Source organism: Actinomadura opuntiae (assembly GCF_030283205.1).
In the GTDB taxonomy this organism is placed as follows: domain Bacteria; phylum Actinomycetota; class Actinomycetes; order Streptosporangiales; family Streptosporangiaceae; genus Spirillospora.
Map to the genome: position 1 here is coordinate 62,760 of NZ_JASNWF010000001.1, position 14,751 is coordinate 77,510.

13 protein-coding genes are annotated in these 14,751 nt (G+C 73.8%); 7 read left to right on the forward strand and 6 right to left on the reverse strand.

Annotation, left to right across the window (positions count from 1 at the left end; genetic code table 11):
- Positions 1 to 13 precede the first annotated feature (13 nt).
- A complete protein-coding gene (locus QP089_RS00370; protein ID WP_285909064.1) occupies positions 14 to 1,597 on the reverse strand; it encodes a sialidase family protein in 1,584 nt (527 codons plus the stop codon).
- Between the two features lie 22 nt (positions 1,598 to 1,619).
- Complete coding sequence (locus QP089_RS00375; RefSeq protein WP_285909065.1) at positions 1,620 to 3,503, reverse strand: sialidase family protein; 1,884 nt, start codon at positions 3,501 to 3,503, stop codon at positions 1,620 to 1,622.
- 294 nt (positions 3,504 to 3,797) lie between these two features.
- On the opposite strand from QP089_RS00375, the gene QP089_RS00380 reads away from it, so the two are divergent.
- From QP089_RS00380 to QP089_RS00400, 5 genes are all read left to right on the forward strand, one after another.
- On the forward strand, positions 3,798 to 4,595 hold the full coding sequence (locus tag QP089_RS00380) for an SDR family oxidoreductase (protein ID WP_285909067.1): 798 nt from the start codon (positions 3,798 to 3,800) through the stop codon (positions 4,593 to 4,595).
- 109 nt (positions 4,596 to 4,704) lie between these two features.
- Positions 4,705 to 5,193 carry a phage holin family protein gene (locus tag QP089_RS00385; RefSeq protein WP_285909068.1) on the forward strand — a complete coding sequence of 163 codons (489 nt, stop codon included), beginning with the start codon at positions 4,705 to 4,707 and terminating at the stop codon, positions 5,191 to 5,193.
- On the forward strand, positions 5,190 to 5,639 hold the full coding sequence (locus tag QP089_RS00390) for a DUF3618 domain-containing protein (RefSeq protein WP_285909069.1): 450 nt from the start codon (positions 5,190 to 5,192) through the stop codon (positions 5,637 to 5,639). The genes QP089_RS00385 and QP089_RS00390 overlap by 4 nt, the downstream gene beginning before the upstream one ends.
- A gap of 9 nt (positions 5,640 to 5,648) precedes the next feature.
- Positions 5,649 to 6,680: a YihY/virulence factor BrkB family protein gene (locus QP089_RS00395; RefSeq protein ID WP_285909070.1), complete on the forward strand. Its 1,032-nt coding sequence runs from the start codon at positions 5,649 to 5,651 to the stop codon at positions 6,678 to 6,680.
- A gap of 107 nt (positions 6,681 to 6,787) precedes the next feature.
- Positions 6,788 to 7,411: a GNAT family N-acetyltransferase gene (locus QP089_RS00400; RefSeq protein WP_285909071.1), complete on the forward strand. Its 624-nt coding sequence runs from the start codon at positions 6,788 to 6,790 to the stop codon at positions 7,409 to 7,411.
- 24 nt (positions 7,412 to 7,435) lie between these two features.
- On the opposite strand, the gene QP089_RS00405 is transcribed toward QP089_RS00400, so the two are convergent.
- Positions 7,436 to 8,410, reverse strand: a complete 975-nt coding sequence (locus QP089_RS00405; RefSeq protein ID WP_285909073.1) for a helix-turn-helix transcriptional regulator — start codon at positions 8,408 to 8,410, stop codon at positions 7,436 to 7,438.
- An 81-nt stretch (positions 8,411 to 8,491) separates the two neighbouring features.
- On the opposite strand from QP089_RS00405, the gene QP089_RS00410 reads away from it, so the two are divergent.
- Positions 8,492 to 9,241, forward strand: coding sequence for an alpha/beta fold hydrolase (locus QP089_RS00410; protein WP_285909075.1), 750 nt, complete (start codon positions 8,492 to 8,494; stop codon positions 9,239 to 9,241).
- An 18-nt stretch (positions 9,242 to 9,259) separates the two neighbouring features.
- Here the strand turns inward: QP089_RS00410 and QP089_RS00415 are convergent, their stop codons facing one another.
- Positions 9,260 to 9,946: a phosphatase PAP2 family protein gene (locus QP089_RS00415; protein ID WP_285909076.1), complete on the reverse strand. Its 687-nt coding sequence runs from the start codon at positions 9,944 to 9,946 to the stop codon at positions 9,260 to 9,262.
- 240 nt (positions 9,947 to 10,186) lie between these two features.
- Between QP089_RS00415 and QP089_RS00420 the strand changes: the two genes are divergently transcribed.
- Entirely contained in the window at positions 10,187 to 11,245 is a 1,059-nt protein-coding gene (locus QP089_RS00420; protein WP_285909077.1) for an alpha/beta hydrolase, read from the forward strand.
- Between the two features lie 134 nt (positions 11,246 to 11,379).
- On the opposite strand, the gene QP089_RS00425 is transcribed toward QP089_RS00420, so the two are convergent.
- A complete protein-coding gene (locus tag QP089_RS00425; protein WP_285909079.1) occupies positions 11,380 to 13,284 on the reverse strand; it encodes a glycoside hydrolase family 3 protein in 1,905 nt (634 codons plus the stop codon).
- A gap of 149 nt (positions 13,285 to 13,433) precedes the next feature.
- Complete coding sequence (locus QP089_RS00430; protein WP_285909080.1) at positions 13,434 to 14,666, reverse strand: AI-2E family transporter; 1,233 nt, start codon at positions 14,664 to 14,666, stop codon at positions 13,434 to 13,436.
- Positions 14,667 to 14,751: the final 85 nt, after the last annotated feature.

Here is a 14,751-nt window from a genome sequence, read left to right on the forward strand (position 1 = left end):
TGGCTCCCTTTCCTCAGTGCTGGGTGCGGTGGGCGTTCAGATGGCGGGCGCCGGTGACGTGCGGTGCGGGATGCGCCGGCGCCGGTGCCGGTGAGGCCGGGTTGGTGCCGAAGATGCCGGTGAACAGGTCGGTGCTGTTGACGGCGGGTCCGGTGTCGTTGGTCTCGACCACCGCCGGCTGGAATCCGCGCCCGGCGGCCGCGACGCTCTCGTAGTCACCGAGGAAGTGACCCCATCCAGCGTACGGTGCCTTCAGCCAGTCGAAGACGCGGGAGATGCGGCGTTCGGACGGGCGGCCCTCGCCGCCGCGCGGGAAGGTGAGGTACCACATGGCGGTCGGCAGCGTCGTGGTGTTGCCGGGCTGCAGGTAGCGCAGGTCGTAGTAGGTGATGGCGACCGTCCCGCGGGTGTTCACCGCGATGGACGGGGTGAACGCGGGCGCGTTCGGTGCCTGGTTGATGCGCGCCGGAGCGGACCAGGTGCGGCCGCCGTCGGTGGAGTGGACGAGGAGGATCTGGTCGTAGGAGCCGGTGGGGTCGGCGCCCTCGAACGTCGCGTACAGCTCGCCGGTCTGCGGGTCGGCGGCGGCGCTGATGAGGTTGGCGCCGCCGCGCAGCGCCTTGGACGGGTCGTCGGGGGCGTTGGGGTCGACCTCGGGCACGGCGGTGTCGGGCGCGACCGTGACGGGCTTGCTCCACGTCCGGCCCTGGTCCTTGGAGGCGACGACGGCGAAGTGCAGGTCGATCGGTTCGGTGGCGTTGACGTCGCTGTAGGTCTGCCATTCGAAGAAGTCGTACAGGACGTCGCGGCGGGCGTCGGCGACGATGACATTGCCGATGGTCTGGGAGTTGGGGACCGCGCCGGTGTCCACGAACGGGTGCGCGGGCGTCCAGGTGCGGCCGTGGTCGCGGGTGATGGCGATGTAGGACGGCCCGGTGTAGTGGGCGCCGGGTCCGGTGGTGACCTGGTCGATGCGGTCCCACACCTGGTAGGCGGTGCCGGGGTGGCGCGGGTCGGCGGTGACGGAGTTCTTGTCGTCGATGATGGACGGTTCGGTGTCGTCGATGAGCTGGGTGGTGTGGCGCCAGGTGCGTCCGCCGTCGTAGGAGGTGGCGGCGCCGACGCCGTTGCGGGGCGTGGAGGCGTCGAAGTCCAGGCCGCTGGCGTAGGCGACGCCGTCGGGGCCGAAGTCGACCCAGGCGTCGGAGGCGCGTTCGTAGTTCAGGCCGCCCGGGGCGCACTTGCTGAACGGCAGGGTGGTCTTGGTGAAGTGCCGTCCGTCGCGGCCGTAGGAGGCCGCGAGGCCCTTGGCGCCGCCGTCGGACCAGCGGTCCTGCTGGTAGACGGCGATGACGCGGCCGGGCCGGTGCCGGTCGGCGGCGATCCACGGTTCCACTTCGGCGCCCGGGTACACGGTTCCGTTGGGGCTGGCGCCGGCGGTGCAGGCGGCGTAGGGGTCGCCGGGCGAGATCGGGTGGACGGGTTGCGCGGCCGGGCCGGGCGCCGCGTGCGCGGCGGGCACGGCGGCGGGCACGGTGGCGAGCGCGGAGCCGAGCAGCAGCGCGGCCGCGGCCGCGATCGTTGTGCGGGTCGTCATCGCAGGGGTGCTCCTCGCCGGGTCAGTGGAGCCGGACGGCGGTGGTGAAGATCTGCTCGTCGTTGGCGACCGACGCGTTGGCCGCGGCGGCGGTGCACAGCGCCGGCGGGTGGCCGGGCGTGCCGGTGCCGGGGCACAGGAACAGCGCCGCGGCGCGGGTGTCGGACCAGGCCGGGTAGGCGGTGGTGGCGGTCGCGTCGAGCATGATGTAGTCGCCGTAGAACTGGCCGTTGAACTGCGACGGCGGCGGCATGCTGGAGGAGGTGGCGCGCCTGGTGGTGAAGTGGGTCAGGTCCCGGGTGGCGGCCACGGTGATGTCGGAGAAGCCGGTCGTCTCGTCCGAGCCGTACTGCCGGTCGTAGTAGGCGGTGACCAGTTCCCCGCGCGGGTTGAACACGGTGCCCTGCCAGTACTGGTCGGTGCGGGCCTGCGCGCCACCGGCGCCGACGAGGGGCAGTTTGCGGACGTCGGTGGTGGTGCCGGTGAAGGTGGCCGCGCCGTCGGTGGACGACGACAGCACGACGCCGTTGTTGCAGCCGCCGGTCTTGACGCCGGTGTAGAGGGCGCCGAGGCCCTCCTCGGCGGGGGTCAGCCCGGCGGGGGTGCAGCCGCTCGCCTCGTTGGAGTCGCGGTTGAGGTAGGAGCCGGTGGTCACCACGACCCGCTTCGGGTTGGCGGGGTCGACGGTGATGTTGGGGTAGTTGGTCGCCCGGAAGATCGAGTTGGTGCCGGCGCCCTTCTCCGGGACGCACGCGCGGCCGGGGTCCTTGCCCTCGCCCTGGTAGGTGTCGCAGTCGGGCAGCTCGTAGTAGTCGGCGGCCTTCACCGGCGCCGAGAACGTCGCGCCGCCGTCCTTGGACGTGGCGACCAGGACCTGGAAGCGGTTGTCGGAGCCGGTCTCGGCGACGTTGTAGTTCGCCCACGCGACGTACAGCGTCCCGTCGGGCGCGGTGACGGGCTGGGAGAACTGGTTGTTGTTGCACCGGCCGTGCGGCGTGGGGATACCGTCGGGCTGCGCGCACAGCGCGGAGTCGGAGCTGATCAGCGCGGGTGCGCTGAAGTGCTCGCCGTAGTCGGCGGAGTAGGCGCCGTAGATGTAGCCGGTTCCGTCGGCGGCGAAGGTCGTCCAGGTGACGTAGACGCGGTCGCGGTAGGGGCTGCGGGCGTGCGCGTCGACCGTCATCAGCTGCTTGTCGAGCAGGAAGTTCCCGGCGCCGGCGGTGTCGTCGTGCTCGGCGACGGGCCGTCCGGGGAAGTTGAACGACGCGCCGGCGTTGCCCGTCGAGCGGTACACGTAGAAGCCGCTGGACTGGTCGGGGTCGGGCGAGACGGCGCTGCCGCGCTTGAACTCCTGGCAGGACAGGTAGGCGTTGCCGCGGGTGTCCCAGGCCACGGAGGTGTCGCCGCTGCTCTGGAAGTACTCGCGGGGCTTGCCGCCGAACGCCGCGCCGGACACGAACCCGTTGGGGGCGGTGGTGTCGGACCAGGTGCGTCCGCCGTCGCCCGACCGCGACACCCCGCAGGTGCCGTCGCCGCGGCGGTAGTCGTTGTAGCTGGCCAGCAGGTGGCGGGGATCGCTCGGGTCGGCCGCGATCCAGGTCTCGTTCTGGGCCTGCCCGCGTCCGGCGAGCGGCTGGTCGGTGACGGTCAGGCAGTCCTGGTCGACCTTGACGTTCGCGCCGTGCCGGCCGCCGCACGGCGGGGCGCTCGCGGGGCGGGCGCCGGTGACGGCGCGCGGCGCGAACCTCGGGCCGAGCGCCTCGGCCAGCGCGCCGGAGACGTGCCGCTTCTGGATCGGGGTGAGCTTGTCGTAGCCGAACCCCTGGGCGTGCGCTCCGGGCGCCGCCACGCTCAGCGCGGCGAGCAGGAGCGTGCCTGCCGCCGCCGAGCCCAGTGTTCTGCGCATCCGCATCGGAACCTCCCTGCAGGCGTCGTCGCCTGGGACCGGGGCGCTGGGAGCAACGCCCGCGCGGAACGTAGATCCGCCTCAGCAGGCCCACAAGACCCGGTGGCCGACTCCGGACACGGTCACCGAGGCCGGAACCGGCCAGACGGGAACCAACCGGGCGCGGGATCGGGCGACGGCGGCGGCGACTTCCAGGCCGATCGGAGCCGCCCGTAACGTCGCGTTCGGCCGAGGTCATCCGTGTTGTGAACGCCGGTTTTGACATGGGAGACGCCGGGGAGGGAGGCTCGGAGCGTGTCCGATCATGGGAGCGGCCCCGGCCCGCAGAGCGGTGGGGAGCCGGTCGCGCTCGTCACCGGAGCGGGCTCGGGCATCGGCGCGGCCGTCGCCGCCGCCCTGCTGGAGCGCGGCTGGCGGGTCGCCCTCGCCGGACGCCGCGCCGCCCCGCTGGAGGAGACCGCCGCCCGCGCCGCCGATGGCGCCGCCGCCGGGCGGGCGCTGCCCGTCACCGCCGACGTGACCGACCCCGAGTCGGTCGAGGCGCTGTTCGGCGCCGTCGCCGCCCGCTGGGGGCGGCTTGACCTGCTGGTCAACAACGCCGGGGTGTTCGGGGCGCCGCAGCCGGTCGAGGAGTTCTCCCACCGCGAGTGGCGGGCCGTCCTGGACACCAACCTGACCGGCGCGTTCCTGTGCGCCCAGCAGGCGTTCCGGATGATGCGGGAGCAGGACCCGCAGGGCGGCCGGATCATCAACAACGGGTCGCTGTCGGCGCACACCCCGCGTCCCCTCTCGGTCGCCTACACCGCCAGCAAGCACGCGGTCACCGGGCTCACCAAGTCACTGTCGCTGGAGGGCCGCCCGTACCGGATCGCGTGCGGGCAGATCGACGTCGGCAACGCCGCGACGGAGATGACCGGCCGGTTCGGCTCGGGCACGCTGCAGGCCGACGGGTCGGTGAAGGCCGAGCCGGTGATGGACGTCCGGCACGTCGCCGACGCCGTGCTCTACATGGCGGGCCTGCCGCTGGAGGCCAACGTCCAGTTCATGTCCGTGCTGGCCACCACGATGCCCTCGTTCGTCGGCCGCGGTTAGCCCCCGGCCGGGCCGCGGCGCAGGTTCAGCTCCCACGTTTAGCTCCCTGGCAGGGGGAACGGGTCAGCCAGGCTTCGAAAACCAGAGCACGCGGAGGGGGCCTGAGGGCATGAGCACCCTGCGGACACACGACGGCCAGAGCGCCGCCGAGAGCACGGGGGCGTCCCGGCAGGACGCCGGACGCGCCCCGGAGCTCACCGGCTCGAACAAGAGCGAGGCCGGCACGGGCGAACTCGTCCGGCAGGCCACCCAGCAGGTCTCGGAACTGATGCGCGCCGAGCTGCGGCTCGCCGTCGCGGAACTGAAGGACAAGGGCCGGCACGCCGGCACCGGCGCCGGCATGTTCGGCGGCGCGGCGCTGATCGGGCTGTACGGCGCGGCCGCGCTGCTGACCGCCGCGATCGCCGCGATCGCGCTGGTGCTGCCGCTGTGGGCCGCCGCGCTGATCATCGGCGGGTTCCTGGTGCTGGTGGCGGGCGTGCTGAGCCTGCTGGGCGTCGGGCAGACCAAGCGGGCCACCCCCGCCAAGCCGGAACGGGCGGTGGACGAGGCGCGCCAGACCGTCGCGGACCTGAAGGAGAGGGCGTCGCACCGATGACCACCCAGGGCAGGCACGGCGCCGCCGCCGGCACCGAGGAGCTGCGCCAGGACGTGGACCGGGCCCGGCAGGAGCTCGGTGACACCGTCGAGGCGCTGGCGGCCAAGGCCGACGTCAAGGCGATGGCCCGGGAGAAGGCCGAGCACGCCAGGGAGCAGGCCCGCGAGAAGGCGGAGCAGGCCAGGGACCAGGCCCGCGAGCGGGCCCGGCGCGTCCGGCGGGCCGTCACGTCTCCGCAGGCCAGGACCAGGGCCGTGCAGGGCGGCGCCGCCATCGCGGCCGCCGGCGCCGTCGCCGCGCTGACGGTGTGGATGCGGCGGCGCCGCACCCCGCAGGCGCGGCTGCGCCGCCGCATGCGCAGGGCGCCGGTGCAGGTCCGGGTCCGCCGCACGCAGCGGGCCCCGATCCGGATGCGCCGCACCGGCCGCGGACCACTGAGACGCTAGGGAGCACGCATGCGCAGGCCCGCCGCACCCACCGAACTGTCCGTCCCCTCGTGGGGGCACGCCGCCAAGCGCGCCTTCGGCGAGTTCCAGCGCGACAACCTGTCGGACCGGGCCGCCGCCCTGACCTACTACGCCATCCTGTCGATCTTCCCGGCGATGCTGGTGGTGGTGTCGCTGGTCGGGCTCGGCGGCAAGTCGGTCACCGACGACCTCATCGACAACCTCGGCGGGATCGCGCCGGGCGCGGTGAAGAACGTCCTGGTCGGCGCGATCACGCAGCTGCAGGGCAACCGCGGCGGCGCCGGGGTGGTCGCCGTGATCGGCCTGCTGGCCGCGGTGTGGTCGGCGTCGGGGTACGTGGGCGCGTTCATGCGCGCGTCCAACGCCATCTACGACATCCCCGAGGGCCGGCCGATCTGGAAGACCGTCCCGCTGCGCATCGGTGTCACGATCGTCACGCTGGTGCTGCTGTCGGCGTCGGTGATCGCGGTGATCGTCTCCGGGCCGCTGGCCCGCAAGATCGGCGACATGCTCGGGCTCGGGTCGACCGCCGTGACGGTCTGGAACATCGCCAAGTGGCCGGTGATGCTGGTCGTGGTCAGCTTCCTGTTCGCGCTGCTGTACTGGGCCGCGCCGAACGCCAAGCGCGGGTTCCGCTGGGTCACGCCGGGCGGCCTGCTGGCCATCGCGCTGTGGCTGGTGGCGTCGGGGGTGTTCGCCGCGTACGTGGCGAACTTCTCCAATTACAACAAGACCTACGGCAGCCTCGCCGGCGTCGTCATCTTCCTGGTGTGGCTGTGGATCACCAATCTGGCGATCCTGCTGGGCGCGGAGATGAACGCCGAACTCGAGCGCGGCCGTGCCATCGCCGCGGGGCAGCCCGCAGATCGCGAACCCTATGTCGAATTCCGCGACACCCGCGGGTTCAGCGACGAGGAGAAACGCGAGAGCGGCGTCGCGGACGAGGCCGCCCCGGGCGGCGATGAGGGGGCCGGAGGGCCCGGGGACCGGCCGGGCCGGCACGGCGCGTCCCGCTCCTGATCCGCGGCGGCCTTAGCGCAGGTCGCCCGTGCGACGCGCGGGCGACCGGGCGGTTACCGGGGAACCACGGGTCGCCGAACACGGAAACGGGTGAATAGGATCGGCGCGTGCTGCGTCCCACCTTTCCCATCGAGACCGAGCGGCTGTCGCTGCGGCCGTTCCGTGAGGACGACCTGGACGGGCTGTACGCCTATCAATCCCTTCCGGAGGTGGCGCGTTTCCTTTATTGGGAGCCGCGCGACCGGGAGGAATCGCGGTCGTTCCTGCGGGAGAAAATGGCCGCGTCCGCCCTGGAGAAGGAGGGCGACTGGCTGGTGCTGGCGATCGAGTGGCGCGCGACCGGTGATCTGGTCGGCGAGGTGAATCTGCAGTGGCGCAGCCGCGAGCACCGGCAGGGCGAGATCGGCTACATCCTCAACCCCGCCTTCCACGGCCGGGGGATCGCGACGGAGGCGGCCGGGGCGGTGCTGCGGCTGGGGTTCGAGGGGCTGGGGCTGCACCGGATCGTGGGGCGGCTGGACGGCCGCAACGCCGCGTCCGCGCGGGTGCTGGAGCGGCTGGGGATGCGCCGGGAGGCGCACCTGCTGCAGAACGAGATCGTCAAGGGCGAGTGGACCGACGAGGTCATCTACGCGATGCTGCGCGACGAGTGGGAGCGGCGCGCCGCCGGGTCCGGGGCGTCCGCCGCCGCCGGCTCGAGCGGCTCGACGGGTGAGCCCGAGCGGGACTGATGCGGCCGCAGGCGGACGCGGCGGTCAGCGGGCGGCCTGCTCGTCCAGGCTGCGGGCGAGGGCGCGGAGGTGTTCGCGCAGTTCGGCGGGGCGGCGGATCACGAACGGCCAGCCGAGTCCGGCGAGCATGCGCGCCATTCCGTCCAGGTGCTCGGCGCGGGTGGTCATGACCACTCCCCCGTCGGTCTCGGTGAGCGTGGCGACCGTGGCGGGGATCCGGCGGCGCGCCTGGTCGAGGGTGGTCTCCAGCAGCACCTCGACCTCGTGCGCGTACGGGACGCCCGCCAGGGACCGGGTGACGTGCTGGACGGGGTCGATCCCGGCGGGGATGTCGTAGGTGGCGGTGCCGGGGTCGGCGGAGGCGATCCGGTCGACGCGGAAGGTGCGGACCTCCCCGCTGCGGTGGTCGTGGCCGGTGACGTACCAGCGCCCCGAGTGGAACACCAGGCCGTAGGGGTCCAGGTCGCGTTCGGAGTCGGCGCCCTGCCAGGAGCGGTAGCGCAGCCGGACGCGGCGGCGTTCGCGGACGGCGGCGGCCAGGGTGAGCACGGCTCCGGTGGAGGGCGCGGCGGCGTCGCGGGCGGGCAGGGTGAACCCGAGGGTGTCGCGCAGCGCCTGGACGCGGTCGCGCAGCGCCGTGGGCAGCACCCGCTGCACCTTGGCCAGCGCGCTCTCGGTCGCCTGTCCCGGCAGGCCCAGGCGGCGTCCGGCGATCAGCCCGAGCACGACGGCGGCGGCCTCGTCGTCGGTGAGCATCAGCGGCGGCAGCTTGTAGCCGGGCATGAGCCGGTAGCCGCCGTACCGGCCGCGGTCGGCGACGACGGGCACGCCGAGGTCGTCCAGGCGGGCGGCGTAGCGGCGGACGGTCCGCTCGTCGACGCCGAGCCGCGCCGCCAGTTCGGTCCCGGTGATGCGGTGGTGGGCCTGGAGCAGTTCCAGCATGGCCAGCACGCGGGTCGTCGGGTGGGACGGCCCGGAGTCCGGCGCCGGATGTGACATGGGCCACTCCCCCAAACCGGGCGGGTTCTGTCCGGTATCGAGCCTAGCGTGGAGGCACATCCGCGAGGGAAGGGCGCTGACATGGCGACGTTCGTACTGGTCCCGGGGTTCTGGCTGGGCGCGTGGGCGTGGGAGGAGGTGGCGGCGGGGCTGCGGGACGCGGGCCACGAGGCGCGGCCGGTGACGCTGACGGGGCTGGCCGAGCGCGCCGCCGAGCTGACGCCGGAGGTGGGGCTGGACGCCCACATCGACGACGTCGTGCGGGCCGTCGAGGACGGCGGCGCGGGCGAGGTGGTCCTGGTCGCGCACAGCGGCGCGAACATGGCGGTCACCGGCGCCGCCGACCGGATCCCGGGGCGGGTGTCGCGGGTCGTCTACGTCGACAGCGGGCCGATGCCGCCCGGGATGGCCGGGATCGACTTCCACGCCCCCGACGACCGCGCGGAGCTGGAGAAGAGCGTCGCGGGGGCGGGCGAGGGCTGGAAGATCCCGGTGCCGCCGTTCGACCCGGACGCCCACCCGGTCAACCTCGCGGGGCTGGACGCCGGGCGGCTGGCCGAGATGCGCCGGCGCGGCACGCCGCACCCGTTCGCGGCGGCGTCGCAGCCGCTCGCGCGGCCCGAGCCGTTGCCGTCCACGCCGCGCACCCTGGTGCTGTGCACCATCCCGCTCGCGGCGGTGCGGCAGATGGCCGGCAGCGGCAACCCGGTGTTCGCGATGATGAGCGGCCCGGAGTGGACCTACCGGGAGCTGCCGACCGGGCACTGGCCGATGTTCTCCAGGCCGCGCGAGCTGGCCGCGCTCCTCGCCGAGTCCGCCGGAGGCGAGTGACGCCAGGCGCCTCGTGCTTCAGACGTCCTCGGGCAGGGGCGCCGCGTTGCGGACGCGCCGGGCCGCGGGCAGCGGCGCGCGCGGCACGACCAGCACGCGGGCGGCGCAGGCCAGCAGCATGCCGGTGCCCCAGCCGGCGAGCGCGTCGGTGGGCCAGTGGTAGCCGAGCGCGACGACGGCGACGGCGACCAGCGCGGCCAGGGTGTGCGCGGCGATCGTCCAGCCGCGCGACGCGCCGGTCATCGCGGCGATGAACAGCAGGCAGGCGGCGGCGTTGGCGGCGTGCCCGGACGGGAACGACAGGTGCCCGCCGGCGAACAGCGCGTCCTCGCCGTACAGGGGCGCGGTGCGGGCGAACAGCACCTGCGCGGACCGCACGAGCAGTTCCGTGCAGGCCAGCCAGATCCCGGCGCGGATCAGCAGCGGGAGGCTGCGGCGCTTCCAGGCGGCGGTGACCGCGGCGATCCCGGCGAGGCTCCCGACGATCCAGTACTGGCCGCCGTTGACGATCGTCCGCCAGGTCCAGTGCCAGGCGCCGGTGCGGGGCGGCAGGCCGCCGGAGAACGCCCAGTGGTCCAGGTGGCGCAGCGGCCCGCCGGCCAGCACGTCCAGGACGGCCGCGGCCGTCGCGGCGGCCGCGACCGCCGCCAGTGCTCGGGGCGGGCGTCGCGCGGGGCGCCCGCCCCCCGGCCGGTGCGCCCGCATCCCTCGATCCTGCCCCATGCGCGGGACCGCCCGTCCCGAGAGGTGCCTCACACCGCGCCGCGCGCCGGATGACCCGGCTGTCACCGGACGATCACGACGCATCCGAAATGACTCACTTATCCACAGTGGCGCGGTGGTTTCTTGTCACTCTGGCCTGTAGATCATTTGCCGGGTCGGCGGCACACTCTGCGGAAGTCGCACGGCCACGGGGGTCGGGCCCATTTTCCGCAAGGTGAGCATATGACACCCTCTGTCCGCCGTCCGGTACTCACGGTCGTCCGCTGGCGGCGTTCGGTGACGGCGAGCACCGTCGCCACCGTCCTGGTGGCCGGGCTCGGCGCGGCCGGGGCCGGGGCGGCGCAGGCGGACACGGCGCCGGTGAAGGCGGACGACGGCGCGCGGATCACCCAGGAGACGCAGGTCGCCGACCACGAGGTGGACGTCACCATCTCCTCCCCCGCGCTCGGCAAGTCGGTGAAGACGCGGATCCTGCTGCCCAGGGGCTGGCAGCGCGGGGCGACGCGGACGTGGCCGGTGCTGTACGCCTTCCACGGCGGCCAGGACAACTACACCTCCTGGACCAAGAACACCGACATCGAGGCCTGGGCGGCCAAGTACGACGTCCTGGTGGTCATGCCGGAGGGCGAGAACGGCTCCTACACCGACTGGTACAACTACGGCAAGGGCGGGACCCCCAAGTGGGAGACCTTCCACACCGCCGAGGTGCGCCAGCTGATGGAGCGCAACTACGGCGCGGGCGCGGTCCGCGCGGCGATCGGCAACTCCTCGGGCGGGCAGGGCGCCTACAGCTACGCCGGCCGCCACCCGGGGCTGTTCAAGTACGTCGCCTCGCTGAGCGGCACGCTGTCGCTGCGGTCGGCGGGGATGCCGGCGATGCTGATGTTCACCAACGCCGGCAACGGGCAGGACCCGTTCGCGATCTGGGGCGTCCCGTGGGCCGACGACGCCAACTGGGCCGCCCACGACCCCTACGCGCTGGCCGACAAGCTGCGCGGCACGCAGCTGTTCTTCTCCGCCGGGACGACCGGCCGGCCCGGTCCCGGCGACCCGGACGTGGCGCCGTGGGACATCGGCCTGCTGAGCGAGATCGCGGTCGGCGCGGACAACCAGGAGTTCAAGAAGCGCCTGGACGAGCTGAAGGTGCCCTACACCGCCGACATCTACGGCGACGGGCGGCACAACTGGCCGGCGTGGATCCGCGAGTCCGGCAAGATCTGGCCGACGATGATGAAGGCGATCGGCGCCCAGCAGGTCACCGTCACCGCCAAGCACCGCTGAGCCGCGCCCGCGCGGGCTTCGGCCGCGCGGGTGCGAGCAGAGACCGAACCCGGCCCGGTCCCGGGGACGACCGCGGCCGTCGTCCCCGGGACCGGGCCGTCGGCGTGCCGGAGCCGGTGCGCCGAGCCGCGGCTCTAGCCGTTCCGTTGCCGGTAGGTCAGGCCGTGGCCGAACGGGTACAGGGCGGTGCCGGGGTCGTCGCGGGTGGGGATCGCGACGGGCAGCTTCCCGTGCGGCGGGTTCTCGCCGAACAGGGTCTTGACGGCCGAGCGCAGCGCCTCGGTTGTGTAGGAGTAGGTGGCCAGGTAGGTGGCGGCCTCGGGGAAGTAGGCGATGTCGTAGGGGTCGCGGACGGCGATGACGACGACGGGCTTGCCGGTGGCGACCAGCGCCTTGACGAGGTTCATCTGCCCGGGGCCCTGGTGGCCGGGTTCGGTGCTGACGTCCCAGGCGCGGTTGGTGACGGCGACGACGAGGTCCTGGTCCTTGGCGGCGGCGAGGGCGTCGTCGATTTGGGCCTGGGTGGGGCTGAGCCCGGTGCTGCGGACGGTGGTGGCGGCGCCGTGCTCGCCGATGCCGGCGGCGATCCCGGCGGTGGTGGCGGCGCCCCATCCGGCGACCAGCGCCTTGCGGGGTCCGGCCTTCAGCGGGAGCAGGCCGGCGTCGTCCTTGACCAGGGTGGTGGTGCGGTCGGCGGCGCGCTGCGCGGCGGCCAGGTGCGCGCGGGTGCCGACGGTGCCGCCGATGCGGGAGGTGTCGGCGTAGGGGTCGCGGAACAGGCCGCGCTTCTGCTTGAGGGCCAGCACCCGGTACACCGACGCGTCGAGGCGTTCCCGGCTGATCTCGCCGGTGTCGACGGCGTTGACGACGGCGGCGAGCTGGCGGGCGAACACGCCGTTGCCGGAGGCGTCGGCGGGTGGTTTGAGCAGCACGTCCGCGCCGGCCTTGAGGGCCAGGACGGGGATGCGCTCGTCGCCGTACTTGGTGCGGACGCCCTGCATGTCCAGGGCGTCGGTGACGATGAGGCCCTTGTAGTGCAGCTGGTCGCGCAGGATGCCGGTGAGGATCGGCCTGGACAGGGTGGCGGGGTCCTCGGAGGGGTCGAGGGCGGGCACGATGATGTGCGCGGTCATGATGGCCTCGGCGCCGGCGGCGATCGCGGCGCGGAAGGGCGGCAGGTCGAGCTTCTCCCACTGGGCGCGGGTGTGGCCGATGCGGGGGACGCCGGTGTGGCTGTCGGTGGTGGTGTCGCCGTGCCCGGGGAAGTGCTTGGCGGTGGCGGTCACTCCCCCGGCCCGGTAGCCGCGGATCTGCGCGGTGACCATGGACGACACCAGCGCGGGGTCGGAGCCGAAGGAGCGGACGCCGATGACGGGGTTGGCGGGGTTGACGTTGACGTCGGCGTCGGGCGCGTAGTCCTGGTTGACGCCGATGGCGCGCAGTTCCTGCCCGGTGATGCGGGCGAGCGCACGGGCGTCGCCGGTGCGGCGTCCGGCGGCCAGCGCCATGCTGCCGGGCGACTGGGTGGCGGGCGGCTGGACGCGGGCGACGATGCCGCCTTCCTGGTCGGTGGCGATCGTCTCGGGGACGCGTAGCGGCTGCGCCATCGCGGCGCGCTGGATGCCGTTGGAGAACCCGGCGAGCTGGCGGGGGTCGTCGACGTTGTTGGCGTAGTAGATGAATCCGCCGGGGTGGTAGCGGGCGACGACCTGCGCGGCGTTGTCGACCCCGTACAGCTTGCGGTTGGCGGCGACGTCGGCGGGGTCGGTGGTGTCGGCGCTCTTGCCGTACACCTGCAGGACGAACAGCTGGGCGGCCTTGTCCTGCAGGCTCATCGAGCGCAGCAGCCGCATGAGCGCGGGGTCCTTGCCGCCGTCGCGTCCGATGGTGCCGGTCGTGCCGGCGTGGGCGGCGGGTGCGGTGAGCGAGGTGAGCGCGGTGGCGGCGAGCGCCGCGGCGGTCAGTCCGGCGGCGGCGCGGCGGGCGCGGGGACCGCGGGCCGCGGGCCGGGGAGGACGGTGCGTGCGGGGCAGGTGCATGACGGCTCCCTCCGCCCCCGAGCGGCTAATTGATCAAGGTTCTGCTGGCACGCTAACCCGGCGGGGCGGGCTCGTCCACGGCAATGGTCGACGATGTGGTCCGGGTCCGTCCTGCTGACGGTAAAGGCGTGCGATCGCCGAGGCGGGGGTCATTTGCGGCGCGGCCAGCGTCGCAGGGACCATCGGCGGGTGCGTTCGGGGGGCGAGGTGCGGGTGAGGGGGTGCTCCTCGACGTCGTAGCGGCGGATGTAGGCGCCGGCGAACGCCTGCACGCTCGCGCCGAACGGCAGCGCGACCAGCGCTCCGACGGGTCCGGCGACCGCGACCCCGGCCAGCACGAGCCCGAACGCGACGGCCGGGTGCATGTCCAGGGTCCGGGCGGTGATGCGGGGTTGCAGCAGGTAGTTCTCCACCTGCTGGTAGGCGACGATGAACAGCAGGATCCACAGCGCGGTCGCCGGCGAGCGGGTCAGCGCGATCAGCACCGGTACCGCGCCGGCCAGGTAGGTGCCGACCGCGGGGATGAACTGCGACACCACCCCGACCCACAGCGCCAGCGTCGCCGCGTACGGGACACCGAGCAGGGCCAGCGCGACGTAGTGCGCGATCCCGGAGATCAGCGCGAGCAGCGCGCGCGAGTAGATGTAGCCGCCGGTCTTGCTGATCGCGATCTCCCAGGCCCGCAGTACCTCGCGCTGGCGGCGCGGCGGCAGCAGCGAGCACACCGTGCGGCGCAGCTGCGGGCCCTGCGCCGACAGGTAGAAGGTGAACAGCAGCACCCCGAGCCCTTTGAACACCACCCCGAAGGCGGTGGCGCCGATCCCCCAGACGTTCTGTGCCAGGGACGACAGGTGCCGCGACAGCGTGCCGGTCACGGTGGGGAGCCGCTGGAACAGGGTGTCGCGCGACAGGTGGGTGCCGAAGGTGGCGTTGGCCCAGTCGATGACCTGCCGGACGTAGCCGGGGAACCTGTTGATCAGGTGGGTGGTCTGGGTGGCCAGCAGGGACCCGATCCCGCCGAGGAACCCGGCCAGCAGCGCCCCGATGACCACGAACATGAGCCCGGTGGCGGCGCCGCGCCGCCAGCCGCGCGCCGCCAGCCAGTTCACCGCGGGCTCGATCGCGAACGCCAGGAACAGCGAGACCAGCACGACCAGCAGCAGGTCCCGCAGCCGCTGCAGCAGCCACAGCAGCGCCATGAACGCCAGGACGACGGCGCCGGCGAGCACGAACGCGCGGGGCAGCCATGCCGGTACCCGCCGCGGGCCGGGCCGTCCGTCGGCCGCCGTCCCCGGTTCGGGTGGGTCGGGGGGTGCGGGGGGCGCGTCGGGCGGGACGTCGGCGGGCGCGTATGCGGGCCTGTCGCCGGGCGTCTGCGGCATGCCCGCACGGTAGCCGCGCCGGTGCCGGGCGCCCGCGGGCACGCGCCCGCCTTTGCCGAGACTTCAGCCGGGGCGGGGCGGCGCG

Coding starts and splice junctions, on each gene's coding strand:
- QP089_RS00370 (WP_285909064.1), bottom strand. CDS start 1,597: ATGACGACCCGCACAACGATCGCGGCCGCGGCCGCGCTGCTGCTCGGC.
- QP089_RS00375 (WP_285909065.1), bottom strand. CDS start 3,503: ATGCGCAGAACACTGGGCTCGGCGGCGGCAGGCACGCTCCTGCTCGCC.
- QP089_RS00385 (WP_285909068.1), top strand. CDS start 4,705: ATGAGCACCCTGCGGACACACGACGGCCAGAGCGCCGCCGAGAGCACG.
- QP089_RS00390 (WP_285909069.1), top strand. CDS start 5,190: ATGACCACCCAGGGCAGGCACGGCGCCGCCGCCGGCACCGAGGAGCTG.
- QP089_RS00395 (WP_285909070.1), top strand. CDS start 5,649: ATGCGCAGGCCCGCCGCACCCACCGAACTGTCCGTCCCCTCGTGGGGG.
- QP089_RS00405 (WP_285909073.1), bottom strand. CDS start 8,410: ATGTCACATCCGGCGCCGGACTCCGGGCCGTCCCACCCGACGACCCGC.
- QP089_RS00410 (WP_285909075.1), top strand. CDS start 8,492: ATGGCGACGTTCGTACTGGTCCCGGGGTTCTGGCTGGGCGCGTGGGCG.
- QP089_RS00415 (WP_285909076.1), bottom strand. CDS start 9,946: ATGCGGGCGCACCGGCCGGGGGGCGGGCGCCCCGCGCGACGCCCGCCC.
- QP089_RS00420 (WP_285909077.1), top strand. CDS start 10,187: ATGACACCCTCTGTCCGCCGTCCGGTACTCACGGTCGTCCGCTGGCGG.
- QP089_RS00425 (WP_285909079.1), bottom strand. CDS start 13,284: ATGCACCTGCCCCGCACGCACCGTCCTCCCCGGCCCGCGGCCCGCGGT.
- QP089_RS00430 (WP_285909080.1), bottom strand. CDS start 14,666: ATGCCGCAGACGCCCGGCGACAGGCCCGCATACGCGCCCGCCGACGTC.